The 18,404-nt window shown below is 65.5% G+C and carries 14 protein-coding genes and 2 riboswitches; of the genes, 6 read left to right on the forward strand and 8 right to left on the reverse strand.

What is annotated here, in order from left to right:
* Positions 1-441 precede the first annotated feature (441 nt).
* Positions 442-1,386, forward strand: coding sequence for a flagellar brake protein (locus FQ705_RS00055; protein ID WP_144137435.1), 945 nt, complete (start codon positions 442-444; stop codon positions 1,384-1,386).
* A 42-nt stretch (positions 1,387-1,428) separates the two neighbouring features.
* Here FQ705_RS00055 and FQ705_RS00060 read toward each other — a convergent pair whose 3' ends face one another.
* The 4 genes from FQ705_RS00060 to cobW form a co-directional block, all read right to left on the reverse strand.
* Positions 1,429-2,046 carry a vWA domain-containing protein gene (locus FQ705_RS00060; RefSeq protein ID WP_144137436.1) on the reverse strand — a complete coding sequence of 206 codons (618 nt, stop codon included), beginning with the start codon at positions 2,044-2,046 and terminating at the stop codon, positions 1,429-1,431.
* Positions 2,047-2,111: 65 nt separating this feature from the next.
* Complete coding sequence (locus FQ705_RS00065; protein ID WP_144137437.1) at positions 2,112-3,224, reverse strand: ATP-binding protein; 1,113 nt, start codon at positions 3,222-3,224, stop codon at positions 2,112-2,114.
* On the reverse strand, positions 3,221-7,024 hold the full coding sequence (gene cobN / locus FQ705_RS00070) for a cobaltochelatase subunit CobN (RefSeq protein WP_144137438.1): 3,804 nt from the start codon (positions 7,022-7,024) through the stop codon (positions 3,221-3,223). The genes FQ705_RS00065 and cobN overlap by 4 nt, the downstream gene beginning before the upstream one ends.
* Before the next feature lie 6 nt (positions 7,025-7,030).
* A complete protein-coding gene (cobW, locus tag FQ705_RS00075) occupies positions 7,031-8,122 on the reverse strand; it encodes a cobalamin biosynthesis protein CobW (RefSeq protein ID WP_313955653.1) in 1,092 nt (363 codons plus the stop codon).
* Between the two features lie 184 nt (positions 8,123-8,306).
* A riboswitch (cobalamin riboswitch) is annotated at positions 8,307-8,588 on the reverse strand.
* Between the two features lie 67 nt (positions 8,589-8,655).
* A riboswitch (cobalamin riboswitch) is annotated at positions 8,656-8,897 on the forward strand.
* A gap of 152 nt (positions 8,898-9,049) precedes the next feature.
* On the opposite strand from cobW, the gene cobA reads away from it, so the two are divergent.
* From cobA to bluB, 5 genes are read left to right on the forward strand one after another with little or no spacing between them, the layout of a single operon-like run.
* The gene (gene cobA, locus FQ705_RS00080; RefSeq protein ID WP_144137440.1) at positions 9,050-9,850 is read left to right on the forward strand and encodes a uroporphyrinogen-III C-methyltransferase; all 801 of its coding nucleotides are present in this window, start codon (positions 9,050-9,052) and stop codon (positions 9,848-9,850) included.
* Entirely contained in the window at positions 9,847-10,290 is a 444-nt protein-coding gene (locus FQ705_RS00085; protein WP_144137441.1) for a cobalamin biosynthesis protein, read from the forward strand. The genes cobA and FQ705_RS00085 overlap by 4 nt, the downstream gene beginning before the upstream one ends.
* Complete coding sequence (gene cobO / locus FQ705_RS00090; protein ID WP_144137442.1) at positions 10,287-10,889, forward strand: cob(I)yrinic acid a,c-diamide adenosyltransferase; 603 nt, start codon at positions 10,287-10,289, stop codon at positions 10,887-10,889. The genes FQ705_RS00085 and cobO overlap by 4 nt, the downstream gene beginning before the upstream one ends.
* 3 nt (positions 10,890-10,892) lie before the next feature.
* Positions 10,893-12,191, forward strand: coding sequence for a cobyrinate a,c-diamide synthase (locus tag FQ705_RS00095; RefSeq protein ID WP_144137443.1), 1,299 nt, complete (start codon positions 10,893-10,895; stop codon positions 12,189-12,191).
* Positions 12,175-12,840: a 5,6-dimethylbenzimidazole synthase gene (gene bluB, locus FQ705_RS00100; RefSeq protein ID WP_144137444.1), complete on the forward strand. Its 666-nt coding sequence runs from the start codon at positions 12,175-12,177 to the stop codon at positions 12,838-12,840. Before FQ705_RS00095 ends, bluB begins: the two co-directional genes overlap by 17 nt.
* A 16-nt stretch (positions 12,841-12,856) precedes the next feature.
* Here the strand turns inward: bluB and FQ705_RS00105 are convergent, their stop codons facing one another.
* The 4 genes from FQ705_RS00105 to FQ705_RS00120 are packed head-to-tail and all read right to left on the reverse strand — an operon-like array spanning position 12,857 to position 18,203.
* Positions 12,857-13,456 (reverse strand): DUF4136 domain-containing protein, encoded by a 600-nt coding sequence (locus FQ705_RS00105; protein WP_144137445.1) that lies wholly within the window; start codon positions 13,454-13,456, stop codon positions 12,857-12,859.
* Positions 13,457-13,488: 32 nt separating this feature from the next.
* Positions 13,489-15,975, reverse strand: coding sequence for a CHASE2 domain-containing protein (locus FQ705_RS00110; protein ID WP_144137446.1), 2,487 nt, complete (start codon positions 15,973-15,975; stop codon positions 13,489-13,491).
* Between the two features lie 45 nt (positions 15,976-16,020).
* The gene (locus FQ705_RS00115) at positions 16,021-17,430 is read right to left on the reverse strand and encodes a FecR domain-containing protein (RefSeq protein ID WP_260854345.1); all 1,410 of its coding nucleotides are present in this window, start codon (positions 17,428-17,430) and stop codon (positions 16,021-16,023) included.
* A 35-nt stretch (positions 17,431-17,465) separates the two neighbouring features.
* Positions 17,466-18,203, reverse strand: a complete 738-nt coding sequence (locus tag FQ705_RS00120) for a response regulator transcription factor (protein ID WP_144137448.1) — start codon at positions 18,201-18,203, stop codon at positions 17,466-17,468.
* Positions 18,204-18,404: the final 201 nt, after the last annotated feature.

Genomic DNA, 18,404 nt, shown 5'->3' on the forward strand with positions numbered 1-18,404 from the left:
TTTCATTACTGTGTGAGACTTGATACTTCTGCTTTGCGCCAGACCCCGAAGGACCCGGCTCGCATCGCGCATCAAGCGCCCACACTTATCGGCTGTTAATTTTTAAAGATCGAGTACGCATCCACCACCTCACCGGCCACCGCAGCTGCCAACTTCACAACCGCCTGTACCGCTTCGTTCTGCGTCGCTGCTCTTGCAGCAGAGAAACGAGATTATGGCGATCGACTGACAGGCCGTCAACCCCCTTCGCAGAATATTTTCATCAAATTGCAAGGCGCCTAAAAAACGTGCAGAGATCGACGCGATAAATTACTTAGTGATCCGATTTACTCCAATATGCAGAAAATAATGCGTAAGAAACCAGCACCCGGCGCCGACGCTAAAGTTTCCCGCTCGCCGGCCGTCAACATGGATATCCCGTCACTCCGACATTAATCGCCCATGGACAACCCAGTCGCGGAACACGTCGAGAACACCGCACCCGCCACGCCTTCGCCCGCGCTGAGTGTGGACGCGGTCCCGGTAGGCAGCCCACTCGACTGGCCCATCGTCGACGCCGACGGCGCGCTCCTCTTCGCCAGCGGTACGATTCTGGCGACCACGGACGAACGCACCTTCCTGTTCAATAACTTCCAGCCGCGCCGCGGCGATCTGCAGGACGCCGCCCGGCCCGAACTGCCGGCAGGCGACCCCCAGACCGATCCCAACGGCCAGTTGACCGTCAAGGACATGCATCTGGAAATCGGCGCGCTGATCGGCGCTAGGTCGCAAGTGGGCAGCGGCTCGCCCATGCATCCGTGCCGCATCATCGGCTTCGCGCCGAATCACGCGCTGTTCGTCACGCCGCCCGTTCACGAGGGGCGTCTGCTGCCGCTGAGCGCCGGTGAAAACATCGAGATCGTGGCCATCGCCAGCCACGCCGTGTTCCGGTTCGTCTGCACCATTGAAACAGTCTGCCGTTCGCCGTTCGATTACGTCGTGCTGTCGAAGCCGGGCGTGATCCGCCGTCTGCGCGAACGCAAGTCGATCCGGGTCCAGGCGCATCTGCCGGTGCGCTTCGGCATCGGCGAAACCGGCGATGTTTATGAAGGTCTGGGATTAGCCAAAGGTATCAGCGCACTCGGCATGTCGCTGGCGGCGTCGTGGACGCTCGGCGCGGTGGGCGATCGATTGCGCGTAGCTTTCCGCCTGAAATCGACGGATCTCGACACCGAGGTCGAGACCTCGGCGGTCATCCGTAATGTGCAGAAAGGCAGCGGCCCGGGCGAACCGTCGGTCCATGGAATCGAATTCGATCAACTCAATCACGCTGAGCAGATGGCGATGAAGGTCTACGTATTCGATCGCCAGGACGACGTGCAGTACTGGTCGACCGGACTCAAATAAGCCCGGCCGCGAGCGGCTCGGCAAGACGCGCCGCTCGAACGATCAATCCATCAGTTCTTCCGGCGTATGCAGCCGCGCGCCCCACGCTTCGGCGAGCATTGCGCAACGTCCAAGGCGAATCGAACCACGTTCAAAGTCGACGAACACGACTTCGTCCGCTTCTGGCGGACGCGTCGGCTGATCGCTGGTGCGGCCGTCGGTCAGAATCCACAGCCAGCGCCGTTGCGCCGGCTTGCGGCGGGCGCTGCGCCCGAGCACTTGCGCCGCGCGCCGAATCCCGTCGATGAGCGGTGTGCCACCGCCGCCGCCCACCGGACCGAGCCAGCGCTCGTTCCACCAGCGCGGCACCGCCGGCCCGAAGCGGACATCCGCGCCCGCCCCGCCGAAACACACCAGCGCCGCCTCGGCACGCGCGGTGCTCGCCTGATCGAACAAGGCAACCAGCAGCCCCTTGGCAAGCGCGAGTTGCCGGCCGCCCAGCATGGACCCCGAGCAATCGAGGACGAAGCAATGCAGCACGCCACCACGCGGCGCTTCACGGACGAAACGCAGATGTTCCGCGCGCAACGCGCCCTGGCGTTTGGCGACGATGGTTTGCGGCCAGGCGATGCGCTTGCCGGGCCGGCCGTGCGGGCGTTCACGCAACGCGCCGCGCGACATCAACCTTGCGCCTTGCTGCCATCGGAAACCGCTGAGCGAGTCAGCGGCGGCGCCCTTCCGATGGCTCAGCGTTTTTTTACGCCAAGCGGCACCACGCCTTTGACTTGCGTCGTAGGAACGGGCTGCGGCGGCAGATAACCCCAGTCGCTGTCATCGGCTGGCGCGGCCGATCGGGCAGCATCCGGCGCGCGCCCGGCGCCGCGTCCAGAAGACGTGTTCGCTTTCGCGCCGCTGGAAGCAGCGTTCGCTTTCGCCTCGTTTGAAGGATCGTCGGCTGGCGCGTCGCCGTCCCCCGAACCGCCGCTTGAATTCGCCGCACGATCATGACGCCGGTGAATCAACACCGCCCCGGCGACACGCTCAACGTGCTCCACCGTCACCGCATCCGCCAACTCCAGCGCCGCCAGCGCACGCGCCGCGCGCAGCATCACGAGATCGGCGCGCAGACCATCCACGGCGGCCTCGATACATAACTCGCTGACATAGGCGTGCACCGCGTCGTCGAACGCAAGCCGGGGCAAGGCTTCACGCGCCACCCGAATCCGCTGCACGTACTCCGCCTGCTGCGCGGCATAGCCGATCCGAAAACCCGCGGGATCGACATCGAACGCGAGACGCGCTTTCACGATCTCCTGACGCACACGCGGCTCGAAACAGTTTTCCAACTCCACCGTCAAACCGAAACGGTCGATCAATTGCGGCCGCAACTCACCTTCCTCGGGATTCATCGTGCCGATCAGCACGAAGCTCGCGTCGTGACTATGCGACACGCCATCGCGCTCCACCGTATTGACACCGCTGGCAGCCGCGTCCAGCAGCGCGTCGACGAGCGCGTCGGGCAGCAGGTTGATTTCGTCGACATACAACACGCCGCGATGCGCTTTCGCGAGCAAGCCCGGCGAAAAGCGCACCGCGTTATCGCGCAACACGGTTTCGATATCGAGCGTGCCGATCAAACGTTCCTCACTGGCGCCGAGCGGCAGATTCACCAGTTGCCCTTCGGGCAGCAGTTCGGCCAGCGCGCGCGCCGCAGTGGACTTGGCCGTACCACGCGGCCCGCTCACCAGCACGCCGCCCAGGCCAGGATCGATCGCGGCCAGCAACAGCGCCTGCTGCAAGGCTGTCTGACCGATCAGCGCGGCGAAGGGAAAACCCAGCCGTGGATTCGTCGCATTCATCGTTGCTTTCCTTCGATCTGCTGCTCACTCGCCAGCCAATGCTGTTCGACTTGCGCGCGATAGTCGCCGGGTGTTTGCCACAAACCGCGCTGCATCGCCTCGAGCAGACGCTCGCAAACCGAATGCAAGGCATGCGGGTTGTGGCGCTGCATGAACTCGCGAGTGTCGGCGTCGTTCAGATACGCGTCGGCGACGAGCGCATATTGATGATCCGAGATCACGCGCGCGGTGGCGTCATAACCATACAGATAGTCGACGGTCGCGGCGATCTCGGCGGCGCCCTTGTAGCCGTGACGCTTCACGCCATCGAGCCATTTCGGATTGACCACGCGCGAGCGCACCACGCGCGCGATCTCTTCGTGCAGCGTGCGCACGCGCGGCGCGGCCGGATTGCTGTGGTCGGCGTGATACACGCTCGGCTGATCGCCGGTCAGGTGACGCACTGCCGCGACCATGCCGCCCTGGAACTGATAGTAATCGTTCGAATCGAGCAGATCGTGCTCGCGGTTGTCCTGGTTCTGCAGCACCACGTCCATCGCGGCGAGCCGCGCGCCGAATGCCTGACGCGCTTCCTCGCCCGCGCTCTTCTGCGTGTACGCGTAGCCGCCCCATGCCTGATACGCGTTGGCGAGATCGGCGTCGGTCTGCCATTGCTGCGAGTCGATCAGGTCCTGCAGACCCGCGCCGTACGCGCCGGGCCGCGCGCTGAAGACGCGCCAGCCGGCGCGCCGACGCGCTTCGACCGCGTCCATGCCGCGCGCGATGAGCGCGTCGCGCTCGCGCAGCACGCGGGCGCGAATCGGATTCAGGTGTTCGGGTTCGTCGAGTCCGGCGACCGCCTGCACGGCAGCGTCGAACAGATGCATCACGTTGGCGAAGGCGTCGCGAAAAAAACCGGACACCCGCAAAGTGACGTCGATCCGCGGCCGGTCGAACACCTCGATCGGCATGATTTCAAAGTCGGTCACGCGATGACTGCCCGGCGCCCACTTCGGCCGCACACCAAGCAGCGCCAGCGCCTGGGCAATATCGTCGCCGCCGGTGCGCATCGTCGCCGTACCCCAGACCGAGAGCCCGATCGCGCGCGGATAGTCGCCCTTTTCCTGCAGATGACGCTCGATCAGCGTCTGCGCCGACTTCAGGCCGAGCGACCAGGCCGCCTGGGTCGGAACCGCGCGCGTGTCGACGGAATAGAAGTTGCGGCCCGTGGGCAGCACGTCGGGCCGACCGCGCGAGGGCGAACCGCTCGGACCCGGCGGAACGAAACGTCCTTCGAGACCGCGCCTGAGTTGCAGCATTTCCTGCAGGCCGCATGCGTCGAGTCGGGGCAGAACGTCCTGCCGCAAGCGTTCGATCACACACTCCGCTTGCGGCAGGCTTCCGGCATAAGCAGTCAAACCCGCTGGCGATGGTTCGCCACACACGCCGCGCAACAGCTCGGCGGCAAGCAATTCCAGACGCTCGCGCGTATCGCCGCAGTGCCGCCACGGCGCATCGCTGATCTGCTGCAAGACGTCGGGACGCGGCCCGTCCCACACGGCCGACCAGTCCACCGACAACGGATCGAACAAATGATCGATGCGCAAATCGCGCGCCAAAGCATCGATTAACCCGGCCTTGCCGCCCTGCCCGTCGCCGACTGGAAAGCGCCCCAACGCCAGCAAGGTATCGCGCCGCTGAACACCCTCGGGCGATTGCCCGAACGTATGCAAGCCGTCGCGAATCTGCGCTTCTTTCAACTCGCACAGCCATGCATCGACACGCGTGAGCAGCGCGTCTTCATCGTCCTCGCCCTTTGGCGGCGCAAGACTCAATTCTTCATGCAGTCTGTGTTCGACGATGGTCGCCAGAATCGTGCGCCGCAACAGCTTCGAGCGACGCGGATCGACCATCAGCGCTTCATAGTATTCATCGACCTGGCGCTCCAGATCCTGCAACGGCCCATAGCTTTCGGCACGCGTGAGCGGCGGCATCAGATGATCGATGATGACGGCCTGCGCGCGTCGTTTCGCCTGACTGCCCTCGCCTGGATCGTTGACGATGAACGGATAGAGATGCGGCATCGGCCCGAGAATCAGATCGGGCCAGCAGGCATCGCTCAAAGCGACGCTCTTGCCCGGCAGCCATTCGAGATTGCCATGTTTGCCGACATGCACGACCGCGTCGATGCCGAATTGATGACGCAACCAGAAATAGAACGCGAGATAGGCGTGCGGGGGCACGAGTTCGGCGTCGTGATAGCTCGCGTAATCGCCTTGCTCGCGGGAACGCGACGGCTGAATGCCGACGAACACCTGCCCGCAGCGCCAGCCCGCGATCATGAAACGGCCGCGCCGCAGCGTAGGGTCCTGCTCGGGCGCGCCCCAGCGAGCGTTCAATGCCTGACGCGCCTCGGCGGGCAGCGCGCTGAAGTGGACGAGGTAGTCGTCCAGCGCCAGGCTTTGCAACGCGGGACGCAAATCACGCACCACCGGGTCGTTGGTCACGCCTTCGGTGAGCTTGCTCAATAGCGCATCGCCGTCGCGCGGCAGTTCGCCGAGCCGGTAGCCTTCGTCACGCAGCATGCCCAGAATGCCGACCACGGACGCCGGCGTATCGAGTCCCACGCCATTGCCAATGCGCCCTTCGCTCATCGGATAGTTGGCGAGGATCAGCGCGAGCTTCTTGTCGGCGTTATCGAGCGAACGCAGGCGGCACCAGCGCCGGCTCAACGCGCCGAGAAAAGCCACGCGCTCGAGATCCGGCTGATAGCGGACCACATCGACCTGCGTATGCGGACAACGATACGCCAGTCCCTTGAAGCTGATCGCGCGCGTGATGATGCGGCCGTCCACTTCGGGCAGCGCAATATGCATGGCGATATCGCGCGAGTTGAGGCCCTGGTTGTCCTTCACCCAGTCCTCGCGATTGCCGCCGCTCAGGATCACCTGAAACACGGGCGCGTCGCCGGCGAGCGCGAGCGGCTCGGGGTCGTCGATCGCGGACGCGGCGAAGGCCGTGGAATTGAGCACGAGCGCGACATCGTGTTGCGCGCACAGCGACTGCACGACATCGCGGCTCATCGCATCTTTCAGCGACGTAATCGCAAGCGGCAGCGGATTCAGACCCTGGGTTTCGAGTGCGTCGATCAGCGCGTCGAACACGGCCGTATTGGCCGCCTGCAGATGCGCCTTGTAGAACAGAATCGCCGCAACCGGCGCGCCCTGTTTCCAGCGCGCCTGCCAGTCGGCCATGGTCGGCGAGTCGTGTCCAGGATGGTAAAGCGTGGCAGCCGGCAGCGCGCGCGGCGGCGCAGGCTCCTGCCCCCAGCCCAACTCGCGATAGGCGATCGCGCGTAAAAACGCCTCGGCATTTTGCGCGCCGCCTTCGCGCAGATAGCGCCACAACTGGTGGCACAAACCGGCGTCCGCGGTGCTGCGCGCGAGCAGGTTTGGATCTTCCTGCAGATCGCCGGAGAACATCGCGAGCGTCTGCTGTTTGCGCTCGGCGAGCGCGACCACCTGTTCGATCCCGTAAGGCCAATACGCCTCGCCGCCGAGGTGATCGACCACCACTACGCGCGCATGCTGCAGCACGTCCTCGAGATAAAAATCGACGGAGGCCGGTTGCCGCAGATACGTGACATTCGCGAGCCGCACGCTCGGAAAGCCCTCGCCCAGGCGCGGAACCACGCTCGCGAGCAGCGAAAGCGTGGTGTCGGCGGAGCTGAGCACGACGATCTCGGCGGGCTGCTGATCGATACGGATCACGCCTTGCGTATCGTCGACAAAGCCCCCCGGCGTGGTGCGCAGCAGATGCATGAGCGCTTACGCCTGCTGAGCGGCGGCGCTCGACGACACGCCGAGCGCCGCGTCGAACGCGCTTTGCAGCGCGGCCTGATCGAGGTCTTCGCCGATCAGCACGAAGCGGCTCGGGCCGGCTTCGCCCGCTTGCCAGCGTCGATCGAAATAGCTGTCGAAGCGGCGGCCCACACCTTGAATCACAAGACGCATCGGCGCACCCGGCAAGGCCGCAAAACCCTTCACGCGATAGATCGTGTTAGTTTCCACCAGCGCTTCAAGCGCGGCGATCGCGGCCTCGCGCGAACTCACCTCGGCCTGCACGACCACCGAGTCGAATTCGTCGTGATGGTGATCGGCGTCCTCGGCGGAACCGTGGTGATCGTGGCGCAAGTGGATCGTGTCTTCCGATGCGGCTTCCAGCCCGAGCAAGGTGTGCAGATCGAGCTGGCCCATGTGTGCGCGCACGATCTTCACCTGCGGCGGAATTTCCTCGCGGATCACGGCTTCGACTGCGCCTTGCTGCGCGTCGTCGAGCAGATCGGTTTTGTTCAGAATCACCAGATCGGCCGCCGACAATTGATCCTCGAACAGTTCGTGCAGCGGCGATTCGTGATCGAGATTCGGGTCGGCCTTGCGCTGTTCATCCACGGCGACCGGGTTGTCGGCGAACTGGCCGCTCGCGGCGGCCGGCCCGTCCACCACGGTCACGACCGCATCCACCGTGAAGCTGTTCTTGATCTGCGGCCAGTTGAATGCCTGCACGAGCGGCTTGGGCAAGGCGAGGCCGGAGGTTTCGATCAGCACGTGATCGATCTCGCCACGGCGCTCGACGAGTTTTTCCATCACCGGGAAAAACTCTTCCTGCACGGTACAGCACAGGCAGCCATTGGCGAGTTCGTACAGTTGACCCCCGGTCTCCACGCCGTTTTCATCGCAACCGATACCGCAGCCCTTGAGGATTTCGCCGTCGATGCCGAGTTCGCCGAACTCGTTGACGATCACCGCGATGCGCTTGCCGCCCGCATGCTGAAGAATGTGACGCAACAGCGTGGTCTTGCCGCTGCCGAGAAAGCCCGTGACGATCGTGACGGGAATCTTGCGCATTTGAGTTTGCATCGTGAGGTCCATCCGTAGGAGTTGCGCGCGCACGCCGGCGTGTTTGTCTGCGCAAGCCGGAAAAACACGGCGTAGAAGCAGAGGCAACAGCAAAAGCCAAACACGGGGACGAACGACGGCGTTGCCGCGACAACCTGAAACCGAAAGCGAGAGAGTTCATGAACCCGCGCCGCATCCCCGCGGCGATTGTTCGACGTGCTCTGGCCGGTATCCGGGCTGGCGAAAGCGCCGCTTCCCCTTCCCGGGCGAGTGATTTCTCGCCCAGTGGTGATATGCCGACGCGCACTTGCGCGTGGACATCGAAGCCGGCTCCGTGGCGTTCTGCAACTGCATGAAACGCCACATTTCGCTTACCGTTGCGGGGGCAGCACAGGTGAGTCCGAATCCAGGCTGGAGGACGCCCTGTTTCCCGTTTAACTGCATGCGCAGGAGCGCGCACACGAGCACCAAAGTGCGTGCGAGTTTAGGCCCGCGGGCCCTTGTCGTCAAGGAAACACCGGCCGCGAAGGCTTATCGGACGGGGCGTCGTGTGCTATCGTATGCGCGCGTTTGGTGCCCGCACATGCGTTCGCATGTGCAGTTAAACGGGAAACAGACAGCGCCCTGCGCGCTCAACCTGTGCTGTCCCCGCAACGGTAAGCGACCTGTGGCGCGCGAGGCAGTGCTCTCGCGCCGCGCATGCGTTTTTCACTGCCACTGTCTGACGAATCCAGACGGGAAGGCAAAGCGCATGAGGCCGCCAGCCCGGATACCGGCCAGACGCGGAGGCGGCGAACATTTCGCCGCCGGCCGCTGGAATCCGCGAGGGACGGATATGAAGGCGCTGAAGCCGTTGCACCGCATGACCTCAAACTCTACTGCCCGGCGCTGCTTCGCGTCGCGCGCTCTCCCGTCGCTCACCACGTGGCGTGCGCCACGCACGCCACGATGACGCGCGCCTGGCTGATCGGCGCGGGTCCCGGCGACGTCGAACTCATGACGCTCAAGGCGACCCGCGCGCTCGCGCAGGCCGACGTCGTGCTGGTCGACGATCTCGTGAATCCCGATGTGCTGCAGTTCGCGCGCGCCGATGCGCTGATCGTCTACGTCGGCAAGCGCGGCGGCCATCCGTCCACGCCGCAAGCAGGCATCGTCGCGCAAATGCTCGCGCATTTGCAGGCCGGACGCAGTGTCGCCCGTTTGAAAGGCGGCGATCCGTTCGTATTCGGACGTGGCGGCGAAGAGCAGGAAGCGCTGCACGCCGTGGGCATCGAGGTGGAGGTCGTCAACGGCATCACGGCGGGCATCGCGGCGCCCGCATCGATTGGCATTCCCGTCACGCACCGCGATCACACGCAAGGCGTGGTGTTCGTCACCGGACACGGCGCGGGCAGTGGCGAGCCCGATTGGGCTGCGTTCGTCGCCACCCGCATGACACTCGTGATCTATATGGGCATGCGGCGGCTGAACGATATCGTCGACGCCTTGCTCGCGGCCGGTATGGACGCACAGACGCCGTGCGCGGCGATCGAGTCGGCGACACGGCCTGAACAGCGGCACGTGCTCGGGCGGCTTGGCGAGTTTGCCGCTGCGGTTGCGCACGCCGGTCTCGGCTCGCCGGCGATCGTGGTGATCGGCGGCGTGGCCTCGTTGGCGTTGGCGCGCGAGGCTAAAAGCGAGCGTGCCGACCCTGCCGTGACGGACGGTCCCGAACTGCCCGACGCCGCCGGCCGGACACTCAAGCCATGACCGGGCTGAGCGTGGGCATCGGCTGCCGCTTGCATACCACGGCCGACCAGATCGAAGCCGCCGTACACGACGCACTTGGCTCCTGTACATTCGACGCGATCGGCGTCGTCGCCTCGATCGACAGCAAGGCCCAGGAAGCGGGTCTACTCGAATTCTGCGCACGTCACGCGCTGCGGCTGCAATTCTTTAGTCGCGCACAGATCGCGACGGTGTCCGTGAGCCACCCTTCCGCGGCGGCAAGCGCACATCTCGGCGTCGATGGCGTGTGCGAACCGTGTGCACTGCTGGCGGCATCAGAAGCGGCCTCGACCGCATCGACCGCGCGCCTCGTCGTGCCCAAGACCGTCCACGCGGGCGTCACCGTGGCGATCGCTTCGAGCGTCGCTTGCGCCGCGCCCCAAACAACCCATCACGCCTCCCGGCAACAGAACCGTCCATGAAAACCGATCCCGAATCGCATCAACGTATGACCGAGCGCCGGCGCGAAGGCCACGAGAAGAAACAGGCCGGCGCCACCGTCGAGAAAGGTCTGCTGATCGTCAACACCGGCACGGGCAAAGGCAAGACCACCGCCGCATTCGGCATGGCAGTGCGGGTGCTCGGACACGGCATGCGGCTGGGCGTCGTGCAATTCATCAAGGGCGCACTGCATACGTCGGAGCGCGACTTCCTCGGCGCAATCGCCCAGTGCGATTTCGTCACGATGGGCGACGGCTACACCTGGAACACGCAAAACCGCGACGCCGACATGGCGACCGCGCGCAAAGGCTGGGACGAAGCGCGCCGCATGATCGAAAGCGGCGACTATCAGATGGTGATCCTCGACGAGTTGAACACGGTCCTCAAGTATGAATATCTGCCGCTCGACGAAGTCCTGTCGGTACTCACCGCGCGCGCGCCGATGCTGCACGTGGTGGTGACCGGCCGTCACGCGCCGGACGCGCTGATCGAAGCCGCCGACCTCGTCACCGAAATGCGCATTGTCAAGCATCCGTATCGCGAGCAGGGCGTGAAAGCGCAACGTGGCGTGGAGTTCTGAGCGATGCCCGCGTGTCCCGCCCTGTTCATCAGCGCGCCTGCCTCGGGCCAGGGCAAGACCACGATTACGGCGGGTCTTGCCCGCTATCACCGGCGGCTGGGACGGCGCGTGCGCGTCTTCAAGACCGGGCCGGATTTTCTCGACCCGATGATTCTGGCGCAGGCAAGCGGCGCACCCGTGCTGTCGCTCGACCTGTGGATGGTCGGTGAGGCCGCCTGCCGCACTCTGCTCGCGCAGGCGGCGGCCGAAGCCGATCTGATCCTGATCGAAGGCGTGATGGGGCTGTTCGACGGCGCGCCGAGCAGCGCCGACCTGGCCACCGTGTTCGGCGTGCCGGTGCTCGCCGTGATTTCGGCGAAGGCGATGGCGCAGACCTTCGGCGCGGTTGCCTTCGGTCTTGCGCATTTCCGGCCGCAGGTGCCGTTTTACGGCGTGCTCGCCAATCGCGTCGGCTCGCCGCGTCACGCGCAGATGCTTCAGGAGGCCTTGCCGCCCTCGCTACGCTGGTGCGGCCACATCGGTGCACGCGATGAAATCGCCCTGCCCGATCGCCACCTCGGTCTCTATCAGGCGGCCGAAATCGACGATCTCGACGCGCGCCTCGACCATGCTGCCGACACGCTCGGCGAAACCGCGCTCGCCGCCTTGCCGCCACCGGTCGATTTCGGCACGCCCGTGCCGGACATTCCGCCGCGACTGCTGGATCGTAAGCAGATTGCAATTGCACGCGACGCCGCGTTTTCGTTCATCTACCCCGCCAACGTTGCACTGCTGGAAGCGCTCGGCGCGCGCATCGCGTACTTCTCGCCGCTCGCCGACGATGCCTTGCCGGACCACACCGATGCGCTCTATCTGCCCGGCGGCTACCCCGAACTGCACGCCGCGGCGCTTGCCGCCAACACTCGCAGCGCGGCGACGATCCGCGCGCACGCGGCCGCCGGCAAACCCGTCGTCGCCGAATGTGGCGGCATGCTCTATCTGCTGGATCAGCTCACCGACACTCAGGGTGTCGGCACGCCGATGCTCGGCCTCGTCCCCGGTCAGGCGACGATGCAAAAGCGCTTCACGGCACTCGGCATGCAGCAGATCGACAGCCTGCACGGTCCGATGACGGGTCACACGTTTCATTACTCGAAGCTGAGCACACCGCTCGCACCGCTACGTTCGGCCACCCGCCCGCAAGGCGACGCGCCCGGCGAGGCGGTGTATCGCGCCGGCTCGATCGTGGCGACGTACATGCATACTTATTGGCCCTCCAACCCGGCCTTCGCGGCCGCCCTGTTCCATGGCGAAGCCTTTTAACGACTCCGAGCGCGAGGCGGTCTACCGCGCGATTTACGAACGGCGCGACATGCGTCATTTCGTGCGCGACCCGGTCGACCCCGCCGTCTTGCAGCGCCTGCTCGACGCGGCGCATCACGCGCCGAGCGTCGGCTATATGCAGCCGTGGCGCATCGCCCGCATTACCGAACCGGCGTTGCGCACGGCCTTGCACGCAACCGTCGAAAGCGAACGGCTCGCCACGGCCGACGCACTCGGCCAACGCCGCGAAGCGTTCATGAAGCTCAAAGTGGAAGGCATGCTGGACTGCGGCGAGTTGCTGGTGATGGCGCTGATGGACGGCCGCGAGCGCCATATCTTCGGCCGCCGCACCTTGCCGGAGATGGATCTGGCGTCGGTCGCGTGTGCGATCCAGAACATGTGGCTGGCCGCCCGCGCCGAAGGTTTGGGCATGGGCTGGGTCTCGCTCTTCGATGTGGACACCGTGCGCCGGCTTCTGCAGATGCCCGAAGGCGCTCGACCCGTGGCGATTCTGTGCCTTGGGCACGTCGACGCGTTTTACAGCGAACCGATGCTGGAGACCGAGCGCTGGGCGAGCCGCATGCCGCTCGCGGATTGCGTGTTCGAAAACCGCTGGCCGCAAGCGAAAGACGACAAAGCGCAGGATTAGAAAAGCTTCCGTTCTTCTACGGTTGAAGCGGTTTCACCGAAGTCACCTCCGGCACCCCGCCCGCCGCGTGCGCGCGCAGTTTCACGCGCCAGTCAGGCGGGGCGTCGAAGGGAAATCTGGCCAGCGCGCTTTTGACGAGCGACGGCATCGCATGCAGCGCGTCCGCGTCGCGATCGCGGCTCATTGCGCTTACTTTGTAGATTTCACGTCCGCTCGCGCGCTCGAAAAAGCGCAGCGTCAACCCGTGCTGATACACAGGACCGTCGAATAGTGAAAACGGCGCGGGCGTCGCGCGGTCACACTCGCCCGGCGGACAATCCTTCGTAGCGACGCTGATCGTCGCCGGCCGCGTGTCGTAGGCAATCGAAAGCAGATAGTGCGCGGGTAGGTCCTGCGTATCGACGAACCCCTGCTTCGCCAATTCCGCGCGCAACAGCGTCTCGAACGACGGCGCGCTCGCGCTCGCATCCTGCGACGGCGGCCGGGCGATCGTATAAGTGCGCGCGCCCGCGAACGACGCGGCGGGGTTCGCGGTGTGCACGTCGGTGCTCAAACCGGCGCAGCCGGTGAGACTCACCGCGACTAGCGCGGCACAGATCAGGATTGCTTTCACCATCTTCTCGCTTCGATCAAGTGCGGGTTCATACTTCAGGAGCGTCGCGCAGCGGCGGCATCGGACTGCGCTTCGTCGAGCGCCGGCAGCAGGATCGTGAAAGCCGTGCCCTTGCCCGGCGCGCTGACCACGTCGACCTCGCCACCATGGCGGGTCACCACGGTTTTCACGAACGCCATGCCCAGCCCCGCGCCACCGACTTCCGGCCGCTCGGTCGCATGAAACCGCCGGAAGCGCTCAAAAAGACCGGCCTGCTGTTCTTCGGGAATGCCATAGCCTTCATCGCGAATCGTGCATGACACACGCCTCGAACCGCCACGCGACGAAGCCGGCGACACGTCTTCGAGGCGGCACGAAATCCGCGTGTCCGGTGGACTGTACTTGACCGCGTTGTTCAGAATGTTGACAAGCGCGCGCGTCATCAGTGAACGGTCGGCGCAGATCCAGTGGCCTTCGTCGACGTCGGCCGCGTCGGCCGTTTCCGTTTGCAGCGCGATGCGTTTAGCGTGCGCTTGCGGCCAGACTTCGTCGCTGGCGTCGATCATCAACTCGGTCAGGCTCACCGGTTCCAGCACATAGGCCTGCGATTCGGCGCGCGCCAGTTGCACGAAATCATCGGCCAGCGTGAGCGCGCGCTGCGCATAGCGCTCGATGCGCTCGAGCAGTCCATGCGCCAGCGCCGGTTCGCTGCGGGCCCGCTCGATCTCGACCAGCGCGAGGATCGACGCTTGCGGCGAACGCATATCGTGCGACAGCAGCCGCAACGCGTCTTCCCGCTGACGCTCGGCCGCGTGCAACGCCGACACGTCGACGAGACCCGCGATCCAGCCGGTCGTCTCGCCCTGCTCGTTGGTGCAGTTCGCGTAGCGCAGCAGGTAGTCGCGCTCGTGGGCGTCGCGCACTTCGATGCCCTGCGCCATCAATGCGGCAAATTCGCTGCGTGCCGGGTCGAGCAGCGCGGGCCAGTTGGCGTGCGCGAACAGATTGGGCTCGGCGTCGGACGCATCGGAGACGGCGTTGCTGTCGATGGTCTTGACGAGCGTCAGGCCGCCCAGCACGGCCTGCATCGGCCGGCGTTCCGGCATCGATGCACCGAGCCGCGCGAAATGCGCCCTGGCCGCATGATTGGCGATCAGCACGACGCCGCGCACGTCGCTCACGAGGATCGGCTCGGGCATGCTGTCGAGGCTGTCCCACACGAAGCGTTTCATGTCCTGCACGCGCTGCGCGGCCTGCGCCATCAGCGCCATGTGCTGCTCCAGCACGTCGCCGCCGAATTCGCTGCGGGCCTGCTGGGTCTCGGGCAGTAAATGCGGCTCGTCGGCGAGCCGTTGCAGTTCGCCGCGCAGATAGTCCATCGTCATTTCGAGGCGCCGCCAGTTCCAGATCGGATACACGACCACCATGCCGACGATCGCCGGCACCGGCGACATCCACAGTCGCAGCCCGTAGAGCAAAGCGGCGCTACCGGCAGCCGCCAGCCCGCATAGCGCGCCGGTCAACAGCAATGAGCGGCGCGGCGACATCACCAGGAATCCGGCGAGCAGCGCGGCCAGCGGCACGAGCGACACCAGGCACAACAGCCATGGCTCGGTGGCGTCGATCTCGCGGCCGGTGAGCAAGGTGTCGAGCACGTTCGCGTGGATATACACGCCCGGCAGCGGACCGAGTTCGCCCGATACCGGCGTGGCGAAGCGATCGTACAAGCCCGACGCGGTTACGCCGATCAGCACGATGCGGCCACGCAGGATGTCGAGCGGCACCTTGCCGGCGAGCACGCTGGCGAAACTCAGCGTCGGATAACTCTGCGCGTTCGGCCCGAACGGAATCAGGAAACGGTGTTCGCCACCGTCGTCGCGAATGAAGGGCGAGTGGCCTGGCGGCGGCTCGCGCAATCGGGATGGATCGCGTTCGACAGCCTCCGCCACCGGCACCGTCAATTGAGGCCAGCGCGAGTTCACATCGCCCTCGTAGCGCGCGACGCTGCGCACGATGCCGTCGCTGTCCACCTCGAGATTGATATGGCCGAGCCCCGCCGCCGCGTGCGCGAGCGGCGCCACCGGTTCGACGACGACGCGCCGTCCGTCGGCATCGGACGCGGAAAGCAGCACCGGCAGATAGGTCGGACTCAACGCGACGGCGCGGGACAGCTCGGCGTCCTGCGGATTCGCCTCGGTGAACAGCACGTCGACCACCACCGCGGCAGGCTGCGCTTGCGCGATCTTTTCAAGCAGCTTCGCGTGGACACTGCGCGGCCAGGGCCAGCGCCCGAGTTGCGCGATGCTCGCATTGTCGATGTCGAGCACGACGATATCGCGCGACAAGGGCTGCGCATGCAGGCTCAGCAAGCGGTCGTAGACGAGATGATCGACGCTCGTGCTCAGGCGGCCGAGCGAACCGAGCAGGATCACCACGACGCCGAGGCAGCCGATTCCCAGCCATTCGATCAGGAAACGGCGTCCGGCGCGCCGTCCAAGACGGGCGCGCGGGTCGAGGCTCAGGCGCGAAGAAGTAGTCGGCAAAGGCGTGGCGTGGTTCCGTGCGGTGGTCGAGCCGCTCGCGCGGCGCTAGCGCGCGAGCGTAAACGAGCGGACCGCGCTGCTTTTCTCGTAGAAGCGGCCATTGTCGAACTGCTCGGCGACGATCGTCCAGTAGTAGACGCCGGCTGGCAGATCGCTCACGACCAGCTGGCCGCCGCTGAGATCGGTACGGTCCACCAGCGGTTCGCGCAGATCGGCCGTCGCGGCGAGCACGAAGCGAAAGCGCGTGTCGACCGTGGCGCGGCTGACGAACCAGCGGAATTCATAGTCTCGGCTATTGCCGCGCGGACCCGCCGACGCGGCAAGACCCAACTGACGTCGCTCGAAGCCGTACACCTGCGGCAGGCCTTCGAGGCCGTGGTCGTCGACAGCGGAAATGCGCACGAAGTACGTGCCATCGGCCAGATCGCCGAAATCCGCGTGCGGCGAGCTCACGCGCAGATCGCGGATCAGGTCGAGCTGGTCGGCGTCGCGTGAGATCTGCACGCGGTAAGCCGCGGCGTGGTCGGCCGGCACGAGGTCGAACGCGACGGACTTGTCGTCCTGCACCCTGGCCGGTTGCGCGAGAGCCGGCGCGGGCAGGAGTTCGACCGCTGCGCCGATCGCACCATCGGCTCGCGTGACGCTGCCGAAACGCGCCTTGACGAGTTGCCTGGAGTCCTGCAACGGCACGCCGGGCAGCGGCGCCGCCCCCTTCGAGCCGACCGGATCGACGCCCACCGCGCCGTCCAGCACTTCTACGGCGGTGGTTTTGTCATCGCCGTCGTAAGCCACTTTGAAGCGCGTGCCGCGCACGCCCGCCACCACCGATGGCGACCGGATCTGAAAACGGTCGTCCCGTTTGGTCGCGTGCGTCACCTGGCTATCGACTTCGCCATGGCGCAGCTTCAGCACGCGATCGCCGGCGCCCGTCAGCGTGGTCCGCCGCAATCTGTCGATGTCGAGTGCGCCGTCCTGCGCGACCGTGACGTGCGAGCCGTCCGCCAGTTCGAGCGTGACGAAGCCGTTTTCGCCGGTGCGAATGCGATCGCCTTCGCCGAGCGCCGCACCGGTTGCGAGCGGCACGTAGGGATGCTGGCCGAAGGCGCGCTCCACTGGTCCGCTCGTCGCGATCACGCGGGCCGATTCCTGCTCCTGTTTGAGGCGCGAAGCCGGCAGTCGCAAGCTGATGCCCGCCGGCATGCGACGCGGCGCGGGAATGTGATTCAACTGGCTCAACACGGCCCAGTCGGCCGGGTCGCGCAGATAGTGCCCGGCGATGTCGTAGAGCGTGTCGCCGTCATGGGTGACGTAGGACACATAAACCGGTGCGGCGGCGTTCGCCCGCGACTTCACTGCCCGCGACGATTGCGCGTAAGTCAGGACGGGCGAGAACGCGGTCAGTGCGATCAGACCGAAGCTGGCCAGCCTGGCCACGCTGCGCTGCCTTACCTCCATGGTGCTACCGCGCCATGCCATCGCCGAGGCAAACCTCACGCCTGCCCCGCTTCGGACTGTGCATCGGGCGCAGCCGGCGGCGTACCGGCGTCGATCCGCTCGAGTCGGTAGCCGTAACCGTAAATCGGCGTCAGTCGATAACCGTGCTCGGGACGCAAGCCGAGCTTGCTGCGCAGCATCGACACATGAGTGTCCATGGTGCGCGAGGGAATGTCGGTGGCCTGCTTCCAGATCACATCGAGAATGTGCGCGCGCGAGAGCGGCCGGCTGAGGTGCTGGAACAGCAGCAGCGCGAGATCGAACTCTTTCTGCGTGACGGCGACGGTGGTGCCGCGCGCCACCACGTGCTTCGCGCCCAGATCGAATTCAAACTCGCCGAAAACTTCCTTCGCGGCAAGCGGCTTCAGATGATAAGCACGGCGCAGCAAGGACCCGACGCGCGCCAGCAGTACCGCTGCGGAAACCGGTTTGACGACGTAGTCGTCCGCGCCGGTGTTGAGAATAGAGGTGATGTCGGTTTCGCGGCCACGGCTGGTCATGAACAGCACCGGCAAGCGCTCGGAGAGGCTTTCGCGGACCCAGCGCAGCACTTCTTCGCCGGACATGTCAGGGACGTTCCAGTCGAGTACCAGCAGATCGAAGGTCTGGCGCCGCAGTTGCCGCACCAGTTCCCGACCGGCGCCGTATGCGTGACAGATATGTCCAGCCGCCGCCAGCGTCTGGCAAACCAGGTCGGCCTGAGCCGAATCGTCATCCAGGACAGCAATTCTCATATAACCCCGCAACGCGACATCGCTCTTCGTAACTTGATGGCCGGCGAGCCGGCGGGTGCAGGGATGACGGTGTTCGCACCGGCGATCCAGCGCCCGACTCCATTCCGGCTGCCTGTTCGTTTTCGACTTGTGGTCCTTTGCCTTGCGCCCCGTCGAGTCTTTGTCGCCGCACTGTCTCGAAAATTTGACGCGGCTTTTTTG

Origin of the sequence: Paraburkholderia sp. BCC1884 (assembly GCF_900996225.1) — a bacterium.
Taxonomy (GTDB): Bacteria; Pseudomonadota; Gammaproteobacteria; order Burkholderiales; family Burkholderiaceae; genus Paraburkholderia.

Excerpts from the sequence above, each read along its gene's own strand:
- FQ705_RS00055 (WP_144137435.1), top strand. The coding sequence starts at position 442 with ATGGACAACCCAGTCGCGGAACACGTCGAGAACACCGCACCCGCCACG.
- FQ705_RS00060 (WP_144137436.1), bottom strand. The coding sequence starts at position 2,046 with ATGTCGCGCGGCGCGTTGCGTGAACGCCCGCACGGCCGGCCCGGCAAG.
- FQ705_RS00065 (WP_144137437.1), bottom strand. The coding sequence starts at position 3,224 with ATGAATGCGACGAATCCACGGCTGGGTTTTCCCTTCGCCGCGCTGATC.
- cobN (WP_144137438.1), bottom strand. The coding sequence starts at position 7,024 with ATGCATCTGCTGCGCACCACGCCGGGGGGCTTTGTCGACGATACGCAA.
- cobW (WP_313955653.1), bottom strand. The coding sequence starts at position 8,122 with ATGCAAACTCAAATGCGCAAGATTCCCGTCACGATCGTCACGGGCTTT.
- cobA (WP_144137440.1), top strand. The coding sequence starts at position 9,050 with ATGACGCGCGCCTGGCTGATCGGCGCGGGTCCCGGCGACGTCGAACTC.
- FQ705_RS00085 (WP_144137441.1), top strand. The coding sequence starts at position 9,847 with ATGACCGGGCTGAGCGTGGGCATCGGCTGCCGCTTGCATACCACGGCC.
- cobO (WP_144137442.1), top strand. The coding sequence starts at position 10,287 with ATGAAAACCGATCCCGAATCGCATCAACGTATGACCGAGCGCCGGCGC.
- FQ705_RS00095 (WP_144137443.1), top strand. The coding sequence starts at position 10,893 with ATGCCCGCGTGTCCCGCCCTGTTCATCAGCGCGCCTGCCTCGGGCCAG.
- bluB (WP_144137444.1), top strand. The coding sequence starts at position 12,175 with ATGGCGAAGCCTTTTAACGACTCCGAGCGCGAGGCGGTCTACCGCGCG.
- FQ705_RS00105 (WP_144137445.1), bottom strand. The coding sequence starts at position 13,456 with ATGGTGAAAGCAATCCTGATCTGTGCCGCGCTAGTCGCGGTGAGTCTC.
- FQ705_RS00115 (WP_260854345.1), bottom strand. The coding sequence starts at position 17,430 with ATGGAGGTAAGGCAGCGCAGCGTGGCCAGGCTGGCCAGCTTCGGTCTG.
- FQ705_RS00120 (WP_144137448.1), bottom strand. The coding sequence starts at position 18,203 with ATGAGAATTGCTGTCCTGGATGACGATTCGGCTCAGGCCGACCTGGTT.